The following is an 18,537-nucleotide window of genomic DNA, read 5'->3' on the forward strand; positions in this document are numbered from 1 at the left end:
CCAACTGTTATAATGAATTGATTACACATCAGGCTGTTTTTGGGGGTAAGGCATGACAGACGTACAAGCAAGGCAAAAGAACATTCGAAATTTCTCCATTATCGCCCATATAGACCATGGCAAGTCGACACTTGCGGACCGAATTCTTGAGTATACGGGCGCTCTCACCTCGCGCGAAATGCAGGATCAGGTGCTGGACCAGATGGATCTTGAACGCGAGCGCGGGATTACCATCAAGCTTCAGGCCGTTCACTTGACTTATCGCGCCGATGACGGCGAGGAATATTTGCTGAACCTGATCGATACTCCCGGACACGTCGACTTTACGTATGAGGTATCCCGAAGCCTGGCCGCCTGCGAAGGCGCGCTGCTGGTGGTCGACGCCGCCCAGGGCATCGAAGCGCAGACGCTGGCCAACGTCTATTTGGCATTGGACAACAACCTGGAGATTCTTCCGGTCATTAACAAAATCGACCTGCCGAGCGCCGATCCGGACCGCGTGAAGCAGGAAATTGAAGACGTTATCGGTCTGGACGCGAGCGACGCCGTTCTGGCCTCGGCGAAGGCGGGCATCGGCATCAAGGAAATCTTGGAGCAGATCGTCCAGCAGGTACCTCCGCCAAGCGGAGATCCGGACCAGCCGCTGAAGGCGCTCATTTTCGACTCGCACTACGATCCGTACAAAGGCGTTATCGTGTATGTACGCGTCATTGACGGAAGCATCAAAGCGGGCTCGAAAATTAAAATGATGGCTACGGACAAAACGTTCGAAGTAATCGAAGTCGGTGCGTTCAAGCCGCGGATGACGATCGTGGACGAGCTTAAGGTCGGCGATGTCGGCTTCATCGTGGCGGGTATCAAGCACGTTGGCGACACGCGGGTCGGCGATACGGTCACCGATGCCAAAAAGCCGACACCCGAAGCGCTGCCCGGCTACCGCAAAATCAACCCGATGGTATACTGCGGTTTGTACCCAATCGAGACGTCCGACTACAACGACCTTCGTGAGGCGCTGGAGAAGCTGCAGTTGAACGATGCTTCGCTGAGCTTCGAGCCGGAAACGTCGAGTGCGCTCGGCTTCGGCTTCCGGTGCGGCTTCCTCGGGCTGCTGCATATGGAGATCATCCAGGAGCGGATCGAACGCGAATTCAACATCCCGCTCATTACGACGGCGCCGAGCGTTATTTACCGCATTACGCTGACGAACGGCGACACGTTTGAAATCGACAACCCGTCCAACTACCCGGAAATCGGGAAAATCGAATACGTCGAAGAGCCTTTCGTCAAGGCAGCCATCATCGTGCCGAACGATTTTGTAGGCACCATTATGGAGCTGTGCCAGAGCAAGCGCGGCGAATTCGTGAATATGGAGTATCTGGATACAACCCGGGTCACGATTACGTATGAAATTCCGCTGTCCGAAATCGTGTACGACTTCTTCGATCAGCTGAAGTCCGGCACGAAGGGCTATGCATCCTTTGATTATGAGCTGTCCGGCTACCGCCGTTCCAACCTGGTGAAGATGGACATCCTGCTGAACGGGGAACAGGTCGACGCCCTCTCCTTCATCGTGCACCGCGACCGCGCATATCACCGTGGACGCGGCATTTGCGAGAAGCTGCGCGAGTTGATCCCGCGGCAGATGTTCGAGGTGCCGATCCAGGCATCGGTCGGAACGAAAGTCGTCGCCCGCGAGACGGTCAAGGCGATGCGCAAGAACGTGCTTGCCAAGTGTTACGGCGGCGATATTTCGCGGAAGCGGAAGCTTCTCGAGAAGCAGAAGGAAGGCAAGAAGCGCATGAAGCAGGTCGGCAGCGTCGAAGTGCCGCAGGAAGCCTTTATGGCGGTCCTGAAAATCGACGACAACTAGTCGCCTTAATGAGCGAAGCTCATAGAGTACATTTGATCATTCCACGGGAGAGCCGCTGCGGCTTTCCCTTTCTAAATATAAGGAGGGAATTTGCGATGGCGATGTTGAATCCGCAAGGGACGCCAAGAGTTAAGTATCAGGGGAATCGTAAACCCCAAGCGGTTTATCTGCACATTCCCTTTTGCACGAACAAATGCTTTTACTGCGATTTCAATTCCTATGTGCTGAAGAACCAGCCGGTGATGGAATATTTGCAGGGGCTGGAGCGGGAAATGGAACGAACCGTCAAAGAGGTTCCGCCTGGTAAAATTACGAGCATTTTCGTCGGCGGGGGAACCCCGACCGTGCTGAAGCCGGACGAAATGGAGTATTTCCTGAAGACGGTCAAGACGTACTTTCCGGACTGGTCGGAAGATATTGAATTTTCGATGGAGGCCAACCCCGGAACAACCGACCCCGAGAAGCTGGCTGTGATGAGGGCTGGCGGCGTTAACCGCGTAAGCTTTGGCGTGCAGGCGTTCCAGAACGAGCTGCTGAGCGGCATCGGGCGCATTCACGATACGGATGACGTATACCAGAGCCTGGAGAATGCGCGCAAGGCCGGTTTTGACAACATGTCGATCGACCTGATGTTCGGCCTGCCGAACCAAACGGTGGAAATGCTGGCGGAGAGCGTAAGCAAGGCGCTGGCGCTGAACCTGCCGCATTATTCGATTTACAGCTTGAAGGTCGAGGAGAACACGCTGTTCCATACGATGTACCAGAAAAACCAGTTGCCACTCCCGAACGAGGACGACGAGCTGAAGATGTATTTGCTGCTGATGGAGAAAATGAAAGAAGCGGGCTACGGGCAGTACGAAATCAGCAACTTTGCGAAGCCCGGATTCCACAGCCGCCATAACATGGCCTATTGGCTGAATGAAGATTATTACGGCCTCGGCGCGGGTGCCCACGGCTATGTGGGCGGCATGCGGCATGTCAATATTAAAGGCGTTAATCCGTATACGGAAGCGACCAAAGAAGGATTGCCGAGAATGGAGAGCTTCGAGGTGCCTCGGGAAGAGGCGATGGAGGACTTCCTGATGGTCGGCCTGCGCGTCCTGAAGGGCGTGTCCCGGACCCATTTCGAGGAGCAGTTCGGCGTATCGATGGAAGACATGTTTGCCAAACCGCTGCATAAAATGCTGAATGCGGGACTGCTCGAGGAGACGGGCGACGGGTACCGCCTCAGCGAACAGGGAATCCTGTTCGGAAACGACGTTTTCGGCGAATTTATCGGGTCGCTGACCGCAAAATAACCGCTTGAACTTCTATGCGTGTTGTTGTATATTTATTCATATCGTTTGACAGCACGTGTGAGGAGGAATGGCGATGCCGGCGGTAGTGATTTGCCGTAAAGCGGTGCCAGAAGACGTAGAACCGCTTTTCGAAATGATCGATGGTTATGCACAGAAGGGGATCATGCTGCCGCGCTCGCGCAAAGTGCTTGAGAAGCAGCTGGACCAGTTCGTCGTGGCCGAGGCGGACGGGAAAGTGATCGGCTGCGGCTCGCTCTGCCAGTTGGGCGCAGACCTGGTGGAGATCCGCTCCCTGGGAATTGCGGAAGGGCATAAGGGCATGGGAATCGGCTCCAAGCTGGTGAGCAAGCTCACGGAAGAGGCGAAAAAACAAGGCATTCCCAAAATTATGGCCCTGACGTACGAAGTATCGTTTTTTCTGAAAAACGGGTTTTCCGTCGTGGAAAAAGAGATTTTTCCCGAGAAAGTCTGGACCGATTGCGTGAACTGCGCCAAGCAGCATGCATGCGATGAAATAGCTGTTCTTAAGATGCTGAACTGACTTGACAATGCTCAGGTCAGTTTGGTATTTTTGTATTAACGCTTAGCACTCATCTCTTTAGAGTGCTAACGACTAGATAGGAAGGTCACCAAAGGGGGGAATGGTATGCTTACTGAACGTCAAAGAATGATACTGAATGCCATTGTGGACGATTATATTCGCTCCGCTGAACCCGTAGGCTCCCGCAGCATTTCGAAACGCGGCGATGTCGGCTACAGTCCGGCGACCATCCGTAACGAAATGGCTGACCTGGAGGAGCTCGGCTTTTTGGAACAACCCCATACTTCGGCCGGCCGCATTCCATCTCATAAAGGTTACCGGTATTATGTCGATCATCTGGATCCGGCCTATTCGGCGCCTCCGGGGGAAATCCGGTTGCTCCGCAAGTTTTTTGCCGAGAAGCTCAGCGCGATGGAGCAGGTGATCCAGCATTCAGCCATGATTCTATCCCATATGACGAATTACACTTCCATCCTGCTAGGACCGGAAGTTTTTCATACTTCACTGCGGCATTTTCAGCTGCTTCCACTAAATGAAGACACCGCCGTTGCAATTATCGTGACGAGCACGGGACAGGTGGAGAACAAGACGGTTCAACTTCCGCCGGACGTGCCGGTCTCCGAGCTTGAGAAAGTCGTCAATTTGCTGAACAGCAAGCTGATGAATGTACCTATCTATAAGCTGAAGACAAGGTTGTACACGGAACTTGGCCAGGAGATGGAACGCCATATTTCCAACTATGAAGAAATCATGAAGGTGCTGGACAACATATTCCTGGACGGCGAGGCCGACCATCAGCGCCTGTATTTGAGCGGAACGACCAACATGCTGACCCAGCCTGAGTTCAAGGACGTCGATAAAGTCAAGACGATCCTGGATCTGCTCGAAGAGACGCCGACGCTTACGAAGATGATGGCGCCCCAGGATGGAGGCGGCATTCAGGTGCGGATCGGCACGGAGAACGATCATGAAGCGTTCGCCAACTGCAGCTTGATTACGGCGACTTACTCGCTCGAAGGGGAAGCGCTCGGCACCATCGGCATTTTGGGGCCGACTCGTATGGAATATGCAAGGGTGATGAGCATTTTGAACATATTGTCCAAGGATCTGACTGCCATGCTGTCACATTGGTATAAATAAGGGGGAGAGGACGGATGAGTCAAGGCCAGCAGCCGGTTCGCGAGGGTGAAGAACGCTACGCGGCCCTGCTTAACAACAGCAATGCGGTCCGTGCCATCACCTCTGCGGTGGAAGGGACACTCGGCCCCAAGGGGCTGGACGTCATGCTGGTTGGTTCCCGCGGGGAAGTGATCATTACCAATGACGGCGTGACGATCCTCGATAAAATGGACGTAACGCATCCTGCCGCCAGGCTGCTGATCCAGGTGGCCCGCTCCCAGCAGAAGCAGGTCGGCGACGGAACGACGACGGCAACGGTGCTCGCGGGAGCGCTGGTGCAGGAGGGCGTCGCGCAAATCGTCAGGGGCGTTCCCGCTTCCAAAGTGGTCGCCGGCATGCAGCTGGGCATTCGCCTCGCGGTGGATGCCCTGCGGCGCCGGACCCGGATCATTGAAGGGCTGGACGATCCGCTGCTTGCCAAGGCGGCCTATGTCGCCGGACGCGAGCGCGAAGATATCGTCCGCCTTGTCATGGAAGCCGCCTCGAAGGTGGGGACCCGGAAGCTGAGGGAACCCGGCTATTTGCTAGCCGATGCGGTTACCGCCCACGAGAAAGGCGATAATGAAGTGTATGAAGGCATCCTGCTGAAGCAGAAGCCGCTTCATTCGCATGATAAACCTGTCCTGAAGGGCACACGGATCCTGATCCTGCACGATGCGCTGGAACCGGAGACGCTGGATGAAGAGGTTCTGACCACGGAAGCCGGCTTTGCCCGGTATATGGAGCTTCGCGACCGCTTTAGCAGCGAGCTTCATGTGTTGGCCGAGCTTGGGGTGGGACTTGTTCTGCTGGAACGGGGGATCCATCCCGATGCCGAGCAGTTCTGCATGGACCACGGCATCATGGTCGTACCCCGGGTGAGCCGCAGTGATCTGGTGCGCGTCAGTGAGATGACAGGGGCGGTGCCCGTGCGGCGCACCGCCTTACAAAAGGAGCGCGATTCGCTTGCCAAGCTTCTGGGGAATTCCCCTTACGTGGCATATGACGAAAGGCTGGAGCGCGTCAGAGTCAGCAGCGGGGGGCAGGAGCGCGAGCCGTTTGTCACGCTGATCGTCGGGGCGAGCACCGCGGAAGTCGTCGGGGAATCCGCCCGAATTGCCGCCGATGCGGCCTCAGCTGTACAAGCCGCCGTCTCCGGCGGGGTGCTTCCTGGAGGAGGAACGGCCGAGCTGGCCGTCTCCTACGAGCTGGAACATCAGCGGGAAGCGGTGAAGGGCATGGAGGCCTTCGGCATTGCGGCCGTGGCAGCTGCGCTGCGCAAGCCCATGGCGCAAATATTGTTGAACGCCGGTTACAACCCGCTGGAGAAGATGGAAGAGGCGCGTGCGGCCCAGCTTGCGGAAGATTCCGATTCCATGGGCATCGACTGCGATACCGGGCTCGTCATTCGCTATGAGGAGCGGGGGATCGTCGATCCGGCCCTGGTTAAAATTTACGGGCTGCAGGCCGCGGGCGAAGTGGCGGCCGCCGTGCTGCGCATTCATAATGTCATCAAAATGAGAGGCTATGGCGGTCAAGACGAAGATTGAGTTTTTCGGGACCGCATGGGCCGATGAACAAAGCATGATTAGTCTATCAAGGAGGTGAAGACATCTTGAATGAAAATCAAGAATTTCAAGAAAACGAAAACGAATTGAACCAACAAACGAATGAAGAAGTAAATGAACATACAGCCGAGGCTGGCCAAGCTGGCGAGACGGCTTCGGAAGATGCTTCCGAGGGGGCGGCTGCGGAGAAGGAAGGGTTTGACCCGGCTGCTCTGAAGAGCGAAGTGGAACGTCTGAAGGGACTGGCTGACGATTATCAGCAGCGTGCCATCCGGACGCAAGCCGACTTCGATAATTTCCGCAAACGGACCCAGAAGGAGAAAGAGGACCTGGCTAAGTATGCTTCCTCGAAGCTGGTGGCCGAGCTGCTGCCTGTCGTGGACAATTTCGAACGGGCTCTCGCCGCTGCCGGCGAAGGCAGTGAAATGGAGTCTTTTACGAAAGGCGTAAGCATGATTTTCCGCCAATTGGAAGGCGTGCTGCAATCGGAAGGGCTGCTGGCCATGGTCACCGTCGGCGAGCCGTTTAATCCGGAGTATCATCAAGCCATCATGCAGGTGGAGAGCGATGAATACGAGGAAGGCATCGTCGTTGAGGAAGTGCAAAAAGGCTATATGCTGAAAGATAAAGTGCTTCGTCCAGCCATGGTTAAAGTCAGCATGTAATTCCCTGCTGTTTAACATATAAGTATCGATCCTACATTTCTTTTATCCCAAAGGAGGAAACCATACATGAGTAAAGTTATCGGTATTGACCTTGGTACGACAAACTCCTGCGTAGCCGTTATGGAAGGCGGCGAGGCAGTAGTTATCCCGAATCCGGAAGGCGCTCGCACAACCCCTTCGGTTGTCGGCTTCAAGAAAGACGGAGAGCGCACTGTCGGCGAAACGGCAAAGCGCCAGGCGATCACGAACCCGGACCGTACGATCATTTCGATCAAACGCCACATGGGTACGAACCATAAGGAAACGATTGACGGCAAAGAATTTACGCCGCAGGAAATTTCCGCGATGATTTTGCAGAAGCTGAAATCCGACGCAGAGGCTTATTTGGGCCAAACGGTAACCCAAGCGGTTATTACGGTACCGGCATACTTTAATGACAGCCAGCGCCAAGCGACCAAAGACGCCGGTAAAATCGCCGGTCTGGAAGTGCTGCGGATCGTCAACGAGCCGACGGCTGCGGCGCTCGCTTACGGTCTGGAAAAAGCGGAAGATCAAACGATCCTCGTATATGACCTTGGGGGCGGTACGTTCGACGTTTCGATTCTCGAGCTGGGCGACGGCTTCTTCGAAGTTAAAGCGACGAGCGGGGACAATCACCTCGGCGGCGACGACTTCGACCAAGTGGTTATCGATTACCTCGTAAGCGAGTTTAAGAAGGACCAAGGCATCGACCTGAGCAAGGACAAAGCAGCGGTTCAACGTCTGAAAGACGCTGCGGAAAAAGCGAAAAAGGAACTGTCCGGGGTTCTGACCACGACGATCTCCCTTCCGTTCATTACGGTTGTGGACGGCGTGCCTCAGCACTTGGAGGTTAACCTGACCCGCGCCAAATTCGAAGAGCTGTCTGCCGACCTGGTAGAACGTACTCTTGGACCAACCCGTCAAGCGCTGAGCGATTCGGGCATGAGCTCCAGCGACATCGACAAGATCGTCCTGGTCGGCGGTTCCACGCGGATTCCGGCCGTTCAGGAAGCGATCAAGCGTCTGACTGGCAAAGAACCGCACAAAGGCGTTAACCCGGACGAAGTGGTTGCCCTCGGTGCTGCAGTGCAAGCCGGCGTGCTGACAGGCGACGTCAAAGACGTCGTGCTTCTCGACGTAACTCCGCTCTCCCTCGGTATCGAAACCGCAGGCGGCGTATTTACGAAAATGATTGAGCGCAACACGACGATCCCAACCAGCAAATCGCAAGTTTTCTCGACGTATGCGGATAATCAGCCAAGCGTTGAAATCCACGTGCTGCAGGGCGAACGCCAAATGGCGGCGGGCAACAAAACGCTCGGACGCTTTATTCTGGGCGACATTCCACCGGCACCTCGCGGCGTACCGCAAATCGAAGTTACTTTTGACATCGATGCCAACGGTATCGTGAACGTATCGGCTACCGATAAAGGAACAAACAAAACGCAGAAGATCACGATCACTTCCTCGAGCGGTCTCAGCGACGATGAAGTGGACCGCATGATGAAGGACGCCGAGGCGCATGCCGAGGAAGACCGTCAGCGTAAAGAACTGATCGAAGCGAAGAACAACGCCGACCAACTTGTGTATTCCACGGAAAAAACGATCAAGGACCTTGGCGACAAGGTGGATGCTTCCGAAGTCGAAAAGGCCAATGCGGCGAAGGACAAAGTCAAAGCGGCGATCGACTCCGACGATCTGGAGCAGATCAAATCCGCGACCGAAGAGCTGACCGAAATCGTGCAGCAGCTGTCTGTGAAGCTGTATGAGCAGGCCGCTCAAGCGCAGCAAGCTCAAGGCGGAGAAGGCAATGCCGACGGCGCGGCAGGTTCCGCGAAGAAGGACAATGTCGTCGACGCGGACTACGAGGTTGTTGACGAGGATAAAAATCAAGGTTAACCTATAGAAAGTTATGTTCAGGAATAGGGAAGTCAAAGCCGGGGCATCCCGCTGCTTTGGCTTTCCTTTTGTCCATGAACCGGAGCATGACTGAAATATTGGGGGTGGAAGAGTGGCTGAAAAGCGTGACTATTATGAAGTCCTGGGCGTCGGCAAGGACGCTTCGGATGATGATATCAAAAAGGCTTACCGGAAGCTGGCAAGGCAGTATCACCCGGACGTGAACAAGGCGGATGACGCCGAGGCCAAGTTCAAAGAGGTGAAGGAAGCCTATGATGTGCTCAGCGACGACCAGAAGCGTTCGACTTACGACCAGTACGGCCATATCGATCCGAATCAGGGCATGGGCGGAGGTTTCTCCGGTGCGGATTTCGGCGGCATCGGCGACATCTTCGATATGTTCTTCGGGGGCGGAGGACGCCGCGACCCGAACGCGCCGCAGAGGGGGAACGATCTGCAGTACACGATGACGATCGAGTTCAAGGAAGCGGTATTCGGCAAGGAATCGGATATTACCATTCCACGAACCGAGAACTGTGACACATGCCATGGCTCGGGAGCCAAGCCGGGTACGAAGCCGCAAACTTGTTCCGTCTGCCACGGTAGCGGGCAGCAGGAAGTTGTCCAGAACACGCCGTTCGGACGGATGGTCAACCGCCGTACCTGCTCCAACTGTAACGGTACGGGCCAGATCATCAAGGACAAATGTACGACCTGCCACGGCAGCGGCAAGGTGAAGAAGCAGCGTAAAATTCACGTACGCATTCCTGCAGGCGTGGACGACGGCGCCCAGCTGCGCATGACTGGCGAAGGTGAAGGCGGTCTGCGCGGCGGCCCGTCGGGCGATCTGTACATCGTCATCCGCGTGAAGCCGCACGACTTCTTCGAGCGGGAAGGCGACGATATTTACTGCGAGGTTCCGCTTACCTTTGCCCAAGCAGCACTTGGCGACGAGATTGAGATCCCGACGCTGTCCGAGAAGGTCAAGCTGAAAATTCCGGCCGGTACGCAGACGGGTACGTTCTTCCGGCTTAAAGGCAAAGGCGTTCCGCGTTTGCGCGGCATCGGACAGGGCGACCAGCACGTGAAAGTCGTCATCGTCACGCCAAGCAAGCTCAGCGACGAGCAGAAGGACCTGCTCCGCCAGTTCGCCTCCCTGGACGGCGAACAGACGCATGAGCAAGAACAGTCTTTCTTCGACCGCATGAAAAAAGCGTTCCGTGGAGAGTAACCGAGCATACGAAAAACGTTTTTCGACTTACTTTCACAGAAGACAGACCGCAATTAGCGAAGTTTTTCTTGCGGTATCAGGATGCTGAGTCTCCGAAGCTTATACGATCTTATATCTAAAAAAAGTCCGGCCATGACGGCCGGGCTTTTTTGTTTTGATAGATTCGGGATGTATACCTTTCTGTTTCCAGGGAAGCACTTGGTTAAACGCCATTTTGCACCCTTTTTCGATTTTTCCAGTTCCCGGTGTCATGTGCTGTCTGCGCATAAAAGGGGCTGCGGTGGCAAAGCCTAAAACCGCACGTGAGAAGCCGCAAACGCTTAGTCCACATAAAAAGCAGGTGATAATAATGTCTGAAAAGAGCATTCTGGCCTATTTCAAAAGTCCGGAAGAGGCCGAGGGCGTGGCCAAAAAGCTGCGGGCTCTGCGGGTGATCGACCTGTCCATTGACCGCTTCAGCCGGTTTCCGGGTGCTTCGATGTACAGCTCCGGCCCCTTTACGGGAGGTATGCCCAGCCTGACGTTAGTGACTTATGGCACGACTTACAGCGATAAGGATGTGTCCATCTTGGCTGCAGCCGATCCGTCCGCAAGCGGAATGAGTGACGGCGGACAGGGAGGACCGACCGGCCGGGATATCATTTTGAGCGTTGTAGTCGAGGAAGAATCGTTCGAAAAGGCAAGGAGAATTGTGGAGGAAGCCGGCGGCTTTGTCTAGCCGCTCGAGCGGTGACCTTTATATTTTCGAAAGTAGAATGGACCCTTCAAGGAAAGGATGGGAGCTTGATGGCTAGCCGCGATAAAAAAGGCAAAATCATGACCAAGACGGAAAAAATCAAGGAACTGATGTCGATGAAGAACGAGGATGTCGAGTTCTCGGGCACCCTGGCTGACGCGGACGATGTGGAAGCGCTCCGCCGCAGCGAGGAGGCTGACGAGCGTCAGCTCCGGAAAATGGATACCGGCTGGACGGATGAAAATTAAAGAGGAACGAAACCGTGGGTAAGCGTAAGGCAGACCCGCGGTTTTTTTTGTTTGCGGGGAGCCCTAAATTTTGTACTCGGCCACCGATGTATAGTACAATGGTACTTATGCATAGGTCGAGGAGGAATATAACGAATTATGTTATGGCATGAATTTACGATACATACCACGGAAGAAGCCGTGGAAATGATTTCAAATTTTTTGCATGAGGCCGGCGCCGGCGGCGTATCCATCGAAGAATCGGGAACCCTGAACAAGAAACGGGATACGTCGTACGGGCAATGGTATGAGATGCCTCTGAACGATATTCCCGAAGGACAGGCGGAAATCAAAGGTTATTTTTCCGAAGAGTCCCCTGTGGAGCAAATCATTGCCGAGGTCAAGGAACGGATCGGGCAGCTGCAAGAGTACGGAATAGACGCGGGGGAGCTGCGCTATGAGCTGAAGACGGTCAATGAGGACGACTGGGCTACCGCCTGGAAAGCTTACTTTAAACCGCTGAAGGTATCGGAGCGGCTGACCATCAAGCCGACCTGGGAAGATTACACGCCGGCGAGCGAGTCAGAGAAAATTATCGAGCTCGATCCCGGGATGGCGTTCGGCACAGGAACCCATCCGACAACGGCGCTCTGCCTGCGCACGCTGGAGAAGGTCATCCAGGGCGGGGAGGAAGTCATCGACGTCGGAACGGGCTCGGGCATCCTGGCCATTGGCGCCGTCCTGCTCGGAGCGAAGCATGTGCTTGCGCTGGACCTGGATCCGGTGGCCGTGTCGAGCGCAAAGGAGAACAGCCAATTGAACGGCATGCTGGACCGCCACATTACGGTGAAGGAAAGCGATCTGCTGTCCCTGCTAAACGGCGATCAGCGCGAAGATTTGGGCGTTACCCTGCCGGTAAAAGTGATCGTCGCCAACATTCTGGCCGAGATCATTCTGCTCTTTATCGACGACGTTTATCGTGCACTCGAGCCGGGAGGCGTCTACATCGCTTCGGGCATTTACAAAAATAAGGAAGATGTCGTACAGCAGGCGCTGAAGGATTCCGGCTTTGAAATCGAGGACATTTGCCGTGATGAGGACTGGGTAGCCTTTGTCGCGAGAAAGAGGTCGTAATGGATTTTCTGAACAATATTCTCAGATTTCCGCTGGAAGAGCTTCCGTTTGTCTTGATCGTGCTGGTCATCGCCTTTACGGTGCATGAGTTCTCGCATGCGTATTTTGCCAATAAATTTGGAGATCCTACAGCCAAACTGCTTGGCAGGGTTACGCTGAATCCTGCGGTTCACTTTGATTTCCTCGGCGTACTGCTGCTGGTGATCGCAGGGTTTGGCTGGGCGAGACCGGTCCCCGTCAACCGGGATAACTTCAAAAACCCGCGTCTTATGGGCGTGGTGGTGTCGGCGGCTGGGCCGCTGAGCAACTTCGTTCTCGGAATCATCGGGGCGTTCGTTTACGCTCTGTTGATCGCCACGGGCGCACTGGATGCGATTACGAACGCAAAGCTGCTGATCGCGGTGACGACGTTTTTGCGCTATTTCTGTTTCATGAACTTTTTCCTGTTTTTATTCAACCTCATCCCGCTTCCGCCGCTGGACGGATACCGCATCCTCGAAGATGTCGTCTCGCCGCGGGTCCGGATCAAGCTGCAGCAGTTTGAGCAGTGGTCTATTTTTATTTTCCTGCTGATTCTGTTCATCCCGGTGCTGCAGATGTATACGATCAGTCCGCTCTATATGTGGGCCAACAGCATTAATTACCAGTTCGTGTTCTCCTTCCTGAAATTGTTCGGCGTGTCGATTTAATCCGGAAGGAAACGTGACCATGGGGCCGGATTCGCTTGTTCAATAGGGTCTGGTCATGCGAACTTAAAAGTTGTATGATGAAGTTTGTGATTTTGGAAATAGGATGTTGATAAAGATGCAGAGGTATTTTGTGACACAGGAGCAGTTTAAAGGCGATACCGTCGAGATTACCGGCGAGGACGCGCGGCATATCGCCAAGGTGATGCGCGGCAAAGAAGGGGACACTTTCATCGTCAGCGACGGCCGCGAGCGGGAAGCGCTGGTGGAAATCCGGTCGATCGACCAGGGGGTTGTCACCGCGGCCATCGTTGAGACGATGGGCATGACCCAGGAGCCGCGGGTCAAGGTCACCATTGCCCAGAGCCTCCCTAAGGGAGACAAGATGGAGACGGTGATCCAGAAATGCACCGAGATCGGCGCGGCGGCCTTTGTCCCTTTCCTGTCGGAGCGAACGATTGTCCAGTACGATGCGAAGAAGGAAGAGAAGCGCATTGGTCGCTGGAGCAAAATCGCCAAAGAGGCAGCCGAACAGAGCCACCGCAACCGGGTGCCCGAGGTCGGTTATCCGATCAGCTGGAAAAACCTGCTGGCTTCGTTTTCGGCGTATGATGCGGTATATTTCTGCTATGAGAAAGAACACGGCCTTCAGCTGCGGGACGCAGTGAAGCCTTGGATAGAGAAGGCGGGAGCTGCCGCGGACCTGCGCGTGCTTCTGATCGTAGGGCCGGAAGGCGGCTTCAGCGAGGATGAGTGCCAGGCGGCGGAGGAAGCCGGAGCGGCCAGCATCGGCCTGGGACGGAGAATCCTGCGCTGCGAGACGGCGGGTATGGTTGCCCTGGCCTGCATACTTTATGAATCCGGAGAAATGGGGGGAGCTTGAACATGCCATCCGTTGCATTTTATACGTTGGGCTGTAAAGTGAATTTTTACGATACAGAGGCCATTTGGCAGCTGTTTAAAAATGAAGGCTACGAACAGGTGGATTTCGAAGAAAACGCAGACGTTTATTTAATTAATACCTGCACCGTAACCAATACAGGCGATAAGAAGAGCCGGCAGATCATCCGCCGGGCCGTGCGCAAAAATCCGGAAGCGATCGTTGCCGTAACGGGTTGCTATGCGCAGACTTCGCCGGCCGAAATTTTGGACATTCCCGGGGTTGACCTGGTCATCGGGAACCAGGACCGGGACAAGATTATTCCGTACGTCGATCAAATCCGCCAATCCCGCGAGCCGATCAATGCGGTCCGCAACATTATGAAGACGCGCGTGTTTGAAGAGATGGACGTACCTGATTTTGCCGACAGAACCCGGGCGTTTCTAAAAATTCAGGACGGCTGCAACAACTTTTGCACGTTCTGTATCATTCCATGGTCCCGCGGGCTCTCGCGCAGCCGGGATCCGAAAAGCATCGTTAATCAGGCACACCAGCTGGTGGAAGCGGGGTACAAGGAAATCGTCCTGACCGGTATCCATACCGGCGGCTACGGCGACGACCTGGACAGCTACCGCCTGTCGGACCTGCTGTGGGATCTCGACAAGGTGGACGGGCTGGAACGCGTCCGTATCAGCTCCATCGAGGCCAGCCAGATCGACGAGCGGATGCTCGAAGTGCTGAACCGCTCCTCCAAGATGTGCCGTCATCTGCATATTCCGCTGCAGGCGGGGGATGACACGGTGCTGAAACGGATGCGCCGGAAGTATACGACCGAAGAGTTCTACAACAAAATGCAGCTGATCCGCCAGGCGATGCCGGATGTCGGCATCACGACCGACGTTATCGTCGGGTTCCCGGGCGAGACGGACGAAATGTTCCGGAACGGCTACGATTTGATGAAGGCGATCGGGTTTTCGGAAATGCACGTCTTCCCGTATTCCCAGAGGAACGGCACGCCGGCCGCGCGGATGACCGACCAGGTGAGCGAAGAAGTGAAGCATGCACGGGTGCGCGAATTGATCGCGCTGTCCGAGCAGATGCAGCTGGCGTATGCTCAGAAATTCGTCGGCCAGGTGCTGGACGTTATTCCGGAAGGCACTTCCAAAGGAACCCATGGTCCGGGTAAAATGCACGGCTTCAGCGACAACTATCTGCAGCTGATCTTTGACGGTCCGGAAGACCTTCAAGGCAAGTTGTGCCGCGTCAAGCTGACCAAAGCCGGCGTTCACGAGTGCGAAGGCCAGCTGGTTCGTGTGCTGGACGAAAGACCGGGGCAGGCGGTTTAATCTGTATATAGCAAGGTCCTTCGGCATTGCAGGATCTTGGGCGAATGGCAAGGATTTCATTTCCGGCAGAACCGGAGGTGAAATCCTTGTTTGTACTATGGCATGAGGAGGAGGAGCGGGTGATGAGGAAGGAAATATCGGCAGGTGGCGTCGTGTTCCGCAGCATCGGCGGCCGGCTGGAGGTCCAGCTGATTCTGGACCGCTACGGCAAAATTTCGATGGCCAAAGGCAAAATGGAGCCGGGCGAAACCATTGAGCAGACCGCGCTGCGCGAAATCGAGGAAGAGACGGGTATTATCGGCAGCATCATTTCCCCCGTGGACATCATTAAGTATACGTACAACCATCCGAGTCATGGCCAGGTTCAAAAAGAAGTTCATTATTACCTGGTGGAGGCGGTCGGCGGATCGCACCGGCCCCAGGTGGAGGAGATCAGCGGCGTGGCCTGGTATGAGCCGCATGAGGCGTGGCACCGGCAGGATCAAAACGGGTATGATAACAACGATCGGATCGTCCGGAAAGGGCTGTCCTTGCTCGGCATAGAGGTGTAGTCTCATTGTGGGATGGACGAAGGAACTGTCCTGTCTTCGTTTGCGTTCAGGCGTGCGCGGCTTTCTTCCAGATCGGCAGATAACATAGGGGCAGCGCCGCCAATGAGCTGATCACATTAAACAGCGTCTGCGCGTGGGCGATTTGGGCGCCTTCGCTGCCGGTGATGGCGGCCACGGCCCAGTGCAGCTGCGGAATCAAGGGCATGAAGATGAGGGCTCCGCCGACGTTCAGGACCACATGGGTCCAGGCGACGAACCGGCCCGAGGCAGAGCTGCCGATGGAGGCGAGCACCGCGGTCACGCAGGTGCCGACGTTCGCGCCGAGCACGATGGCGATGCCGACATCGACCGGCAGCGTTCCCGAAGAGGCCAGCGCGATGGCGAGCCCGATGACGGCGGCGCTGCTGTGCATGAGGGCGGTCAGCACCGCGCCAGCGGCGACGCCCCACCATACGCTGTCGGCCGCGCGTTCCAGGAACCAGCCGAACAGTCCGGACTGCTCCAGGGCAGGTCCAATCTTTTGCATGACGCGGATGCCCAGCATCACCATGGCAAATCCGGCGATGGCCAGCGCCAGAAACTGGACGGGTATCATCAGGTGCTGAATGCGGCGGACTCCCGGCGGGGGGCTTTCGCTGAATATGACGGCGGCGGCCCACACAATCAGGGAAACTGTCAAAAGCGGTAGAGCGATCCGGCCGATCTGCAGGCCGATCAGTTCGGTGGTCAGGCAGGTGCCGATGTTGCTGCCGAGGATAATGCCGAGGGTCCGCTCGTACGTCAGCAGCCCGGCGTTGACCAGGCCCATCGTAATGACGGTTACGGCCGTGCTGCTCTGCAGGACGGCTGTGATGCCGGTGCTGAAGAGCAGCCCCTTCAGCGGCGAAGCGGTTGCCTTTTGAAGGAAGGAGGAGAGGAGCGGCCCCGCCCATTTGCCGAGGGCGGCCTCCATCACCTTCATGCCGGCCATAAAAATAACAAACCCGTACACGACGGGAAACACGACGGTTTGAAACACGCGGCAAGTCCTCCTTGGGGTTCTTTATGATATATGCTCCGTGCAGGAGCAGACGGGACTGCGATAAGGCGGTTCTGGGCATACCTAAGCGCAGGGTTCTCCACGCCATACGGAGTCAACCATAGTTACGTATATGTCCGGCCTGGGACAACCATGACTACAAGGACGCGGCTCGCTAGGGGGCTTGCCGAAATCCATACATCCATTTTTGAAACGTTGAAGGAGTGAATCGATTGGCATCGGTCGTATTAGAGCGCAGCCGGAAGAAGCGGCTGGAACAGGGACATCCCTGGATTTACAACAATGAAATTGCCTCGGTGGAGGGCAGCCCGGAGCCGGGCGATCTCGTGAATGTAGTCAATCATCAAGGGCGGTACCTGGCCACAGGCTATTACAATCCGGCCTCGCAAATTACGGTCCGGGTCATCTCGTACCATCCCGCCCTAGCGATGGACCGTGCCTTCTTTGCCGAACGCTTCCGCGGCTGCCTTGAGCACCGGGAGCGATTCCTGAAAGGAGACAATGCTTACCGGCTCGTATACGGGGAAGCGGATTTCCTTCCCGGGCTGATCGTGGACCGCTTCGGCGATGTGCTGGTGGTGCAGCTGCTGACGCTGGGCATGGACGTCCACCGTAAGGATATCGTCGACGCGCTGGTCGATGTGCTGAGCCCTCAGGGAATCTATGAACGCAGCGACGTTCCCGTGCGTGAGCTGGAAGGGCTCGGACAGACCAAGGGACCGCTGTACGGGGAATGCCCGCGCCACGTGACCGTTACGGAGAACGGTCTGTTCGTAAAGGTCGACATCGAAGAAGGCCAGAAAACAGGCTACTTCTTCGATCAGCGGGAAAACCGGGCTTCGATCGCTCCGCTGATGACCGGTTGGGGAAGCCGCAGCGGTATTACGCTGCAGGAAGTAGAGCAGGACGGGCAGCCCGTCAGCCTTCCGGTGAACAAAAGCGGTAATGTCGTCACCTTCCCTTACTGGGACGGGGCCACGGTGCTGGAATGCTTTTCGCATACGGGGAGCTTCACGCTGAACGCCTGCAAATACGGGGCCAAGAAAGTCACCTGCCTAGATATTTCACAGCACGCCATTGAGAGCGCCAGAGAAAACGTGGTACTGAACGGCTTTGAGGACCGCGTGGAGTTTGTGGTGGCCGACGCGTTTCAATACCTGCGCGATCAGGTCAAAGGCGTGGAAGAACGACGGCAGCGCGCCACTGGCGGAGAGGAGAAGGTCGATACCTCGAAGAAAATGACCGCAGGGGGCGGTCGGACATGGGACGTCGTCATTTTGGACCCGCCGGCTTTTGCCAAGACGAAAAGCGCGGTGAAGGGCGCCTGCCGCGGCTATAAAGATATCAACCTGCACGGCATGAAGCTGGTGAACGAGGGAGGATATCTCGTCACCGCCAGCTGCTCGTACCATATGCGCCCGGACCTGTTCCTGGCAACGATCCAGGAAGCGGCGGCCGATGCGGGCAAAATTCTGCGCTTGATTGAATGGCGTGCGGCCGGCAAGGACCATCCGCAAATTCTCGGCGTCGATGAAGGCCATTACCTTAAATTCGCCGTATTCGAAGTCCGCAGCAGGGCATAAATCCCCTTTTGAACCAAACCTTTCCGTGATGAACGGAAAGGTTTTTTTGTTGGGCAGGGAACGATCCGGATGGGCGTGGATACTGACTATCAATCCCGTGCGTC

17 protein-coding genes are annotated in these 18,537 nt (G+C 55.8%); 16 read left to right on the forward strand and 1 reads right to left on the reverse strand.

The features are described from left to right. The first annotated feature begins 52 nt into the window (after positions 1–52). From lepA to CJP46_RS26830, 15 genes are all read left to right on the forward strand, one after another. Entirely contained in the window at positions 53–1,870 is a 1,818-nt protein-coding gene (gene lepA, locus CJP46_RS26760; RefSeq protein WP_094598700.1) for a translation elongation factor 4, read from the forward strand. Between the two features lie 101 nt (positions 1,871–1,971). Next, a complete protein-coding gene (gene hemW, locus CJP46_RS26765; protein ID WP_094598941.1) occupies positions 1,972–3,168 on the forward strand; it encodes a radical SAM family heme chaperone HemW in 1,197 nt (398 codons plus the stop codon). 73 nt (positions 3,169–3,241) lie between these two features. Then, a complete protein-coding gene (locus CJP46_RS26770) occupies positions 3,242–3,709 on the forward strand; it encodes an N-acetyltransferase (protein WP_094598701.1) in 468 nt (155 codons plus the stop codon). Positions 3,710–3,814: 105 nt separating this feature from the next. Continuing rightward, positions 3,815–4,849, forward strand: coding sequence for a heat-inducible transcriptional repressor HrcA (hrcA, locus tag CJP46_RS26775; protein WP_094598702.1), 1,035 nt, complete (start codon positions 3,815–3,817; stop codon positions 4,847–4,849). Between the two features lie 14 nt (positions 4,850–4,863). Then, positions 4,864–6,417, forward strand: coding sequence for a TCP-1/cpn60 chaperonin family protein (locus CJP46_RS26780; RefSeq protein WP_094598703.1), 1,554 nt, complete (start codon positions 4,864–4,866; stop codon positions 6,415–6,417). Between the two features lie 65 nt (positions 6,418–6,482). Further along, entirely contained in the window at positions 6,483–7,100 is a 618-nt protein-coding gene (gene grpE, locus CJP46_RS26785; RefSeq protein WP_094598704.1) for a nucleotide exchange factor GrpE, read from the forward strand. 66 nt (positions 7,101–7,166) lie between these two features. Beyond that, the gene (gene dnaK / locus CJP46_RS26790) at positions 7,167–9,020 is read left to right on the forward strand and encodes a molecular chaperone DnaK (protein ID WP_094598705.1); all 1,854 of its coding nucleotides are present in this window, start codon (positions 7,167–7,169) and stop codon (positions 9,018–9,020) included. A 112-nt stretch (positions 9,021–9,132) separates the two neighbouring features. Then, the gene (dnaJ, locus tag CJP46_RS26795; RefSeq protein ID WP_094598706.1) at positions 9,133–10,251 is read left to right on the forward strand and encodes a molecular chaperone DnaJ; all 1,119 of its coding nucleotides are present in this window, start codon (positions 9,133–9,135) and stop codon (positions 10,249–10,251) included. Positions 10,252–10,600: 349 nt separating this feature from the next. Continuing rightward, entirely contained in the window at positions 10,601–10,969 is a 369-nt protein-coding gene (locus tag CJP46_RS26800; protein WP_094598707.1) for a hypothetical protein, read from the forward strand. Between the two features lie 68 nt (positions 10,970–11,037). Next, complete coding sequence (locus tag CJP46_RS26805; protein ID WP_094598708.1) at positions 11,038–11,235, forward strand: YfhD family protein; 198 nt, start codon at positions 11,038–11,040, stop codon at positions 11,233–11,235. A gap of 138 nt (positions 11,236–11,373) precedes the next feature. Continuing rightward, complete coding sequence (prmA, locus tag CJP46_RS26810) at positions 11,374–12,348, forward strand: 50S ribosomal protein L11 methyltransferase (RefSeq protein WP_094598709.1); 975 nt, start codon at positions 11,374–11,376, stop codon at positions 12,346–12,348. After that, entirely contained in the window at positions 12,348–13,037 is a 690-nt protein-coding gene (locus CJP46_RS26815; protein ID WP_094598710.1) for a site-2 protease family protein, read from the forward strand. The genes prmA and CJP46_RS26815 overlap by 1 nt, the downstream gene beginning before the upstream one ends. Positions 13,038–13,152: 115 nt before the next feature. After that, positions 13,153–13,917 carry a 16S rRNA (uracil(1498)-N(3))-methyltransferase gene (locus CJP46_RS26820; protein WP_094598711.1) on the forward strand — a complete coding sequence of 255 codons (765 nt, stop codon included), beginning with the start codon at positions 13,153–13,155 and terminating at the stop codon, positions 13,915–13,917. A 2-nt stretch (positions 13,918–13,919) separates the two neighbouring features. After that, positions 13,920–15,260, forward strand: coding sequence for a tRNA (N(6)-L-threonylcarbamoyladenosine(37)-C(2))-methylthiotransferase MtaB (gene mtaB, locus CJP46_RS26825; protein ID WP_094598712.1), 1,341 nt, complete (start codon positions 13,920–13,922; stop codon positions 15,258–15,260). A gap of 122 nt (positions 15,261–15,382) precedes the next feature. Beyond that, on the forward strand, positions 15,383–15,811 hold the full coding sequence (locus CJP46_RS26830) for an NUDIX hydrolase (protein WP_094598713.1): 429 nt from the start codon (positions 15,383–15,385) through the stop codon (positions 15,809–15,811). A gap of 46 nt (positions 15,812–15,857) precedes the next feature. On the opposite strand, the gene CJP46_RS26835 is transcribed toward CJP46_RS26830, so the two are convergent. Beyond that, positions 15,858–16,829 carry a Na/Pi cotransporter family protein gene (locus CJP46_RS26835; RefSeq protein ID WP_094598714.1) on the reverse strand — a complete coding sequence of 324 codons (972 nt, stop codon included), beginning with the start codon at positions 16,827–16,829 and terminating at the stop codon, positions 15,858–15,860. Between the two features lie 233 nt (positions 16,830–17,062). Here CJP46_RS26835 and CJP46_RS26840 point away from each other — a divergent pair, with 233 nt between their 5' ends. Continuing rightward, entirely contained in the window at positions 17,063–18,433 is a 1,371-nt protein-coding gene (locus CJP46_RS26840) for a class I SAM-dependent rRNA methyltransferase (RefSeq protein WP_094598715.1), read from the forward strand. Positions 18,434–18,537 lie beyond the last annotated feature (104 nt).

This window comes from Paenibacillus sp. XY044 (genome assembly GCF_002257645.1).
Classification (GTDB): Bacteria; Bacillota; Bacilli; order Paenibacillales; family Paenibacillaceae; genus Paenibacillus_AQ.

Bases quoted from the DNA above. Each gene is read 5' to 3' on its own strand.
- CJP46_RS26830 (WP_094598713.1), top strand. From the start codon at position 15,383: ATGAGGAAGGAAATATCGGCAGGTGGCGTCGTGTTCCGCAGCATCGGC.
- CJP46_RS26820 (WP_094598711.1), top strand. From the start codon at position 13,153: ATGCAGAGGTATTTTGTGACACAGGAGCAGTTTAAAGGCGATACCGTC.
- CJP46_RS26815 (WP_094598710.1), top strand. From the start codon at position 12,348: ATGGATTTTCTGAACAATATTCTCAGATTTCCGCTGGAAGAGCTTCCG.
- CJP46_RS26805 (WP_094598708.1), top strand. From the start codon at position 11,038: ATGGCTAGCCGCGATAAAAAAGGCAAAATCATGACCAAGACGGAAAAA.
- hemW (WP_094598941.1), top strand. From the start codon at position 1,972: ATGTTGAATCCGCAAGGGACGCCAAGAGTTAAGTATCAGGGGAATCGT.
- CJP46_RS26780 (WP_094598703.1), top strand. From the start codon at position 4,864: ATGAGTCAAGGCCAGCAGCCGGTTCGCGAGGGTGAAGAACGCTACGCG.
- CJP46_RS26770 (WP_094598701.1), top strand. From the start codon at position 3,242: ATGCCGGCGGTAGTGATTTGCCGTAAAGCGGTGCCAGAAGACGTAGAA.
- mtaB (WP_094598712.1), top strand. From the start codon at position 13,920: ATGCCATCCGTTGCATTTTATACGTTGGGCTGTAAAGTGAATTTTTAC.
- CJP46_RS26800 (WP_094598707.1), top strand. From the start codon at position 10,601: ATGTCTGAAAAGAGCATTCTGGCCTATTTCAAAAGTCCGGAAGAGGCC.
- hrcA (WP_094598702.1), top strand. From the start codon at position 3,815: ATGCTTACTGAACGTCAAAGAATGATACTGAATGCCATTGTGGACGAT.
- lepA (WP_094598700.1), top strand. From the start codon at position 53: ATGACAGACGTACAAGCAAGGCAAAAGAACATTCGAAATTTCTCCATT.
- dnaK (WP_094598705.1), top strand. From the start codon at position 7,167: ATGAGTAAAGTTATCGGTATTGACCTTGGTACGACAAACTCCTGCGTA.
- prmA (WP_094598709.1), top strand. From the start codon at position 11,374: ATGTTATGGCATGAATTTACGATACATACCACGGAAGAAGCCGTGGAA.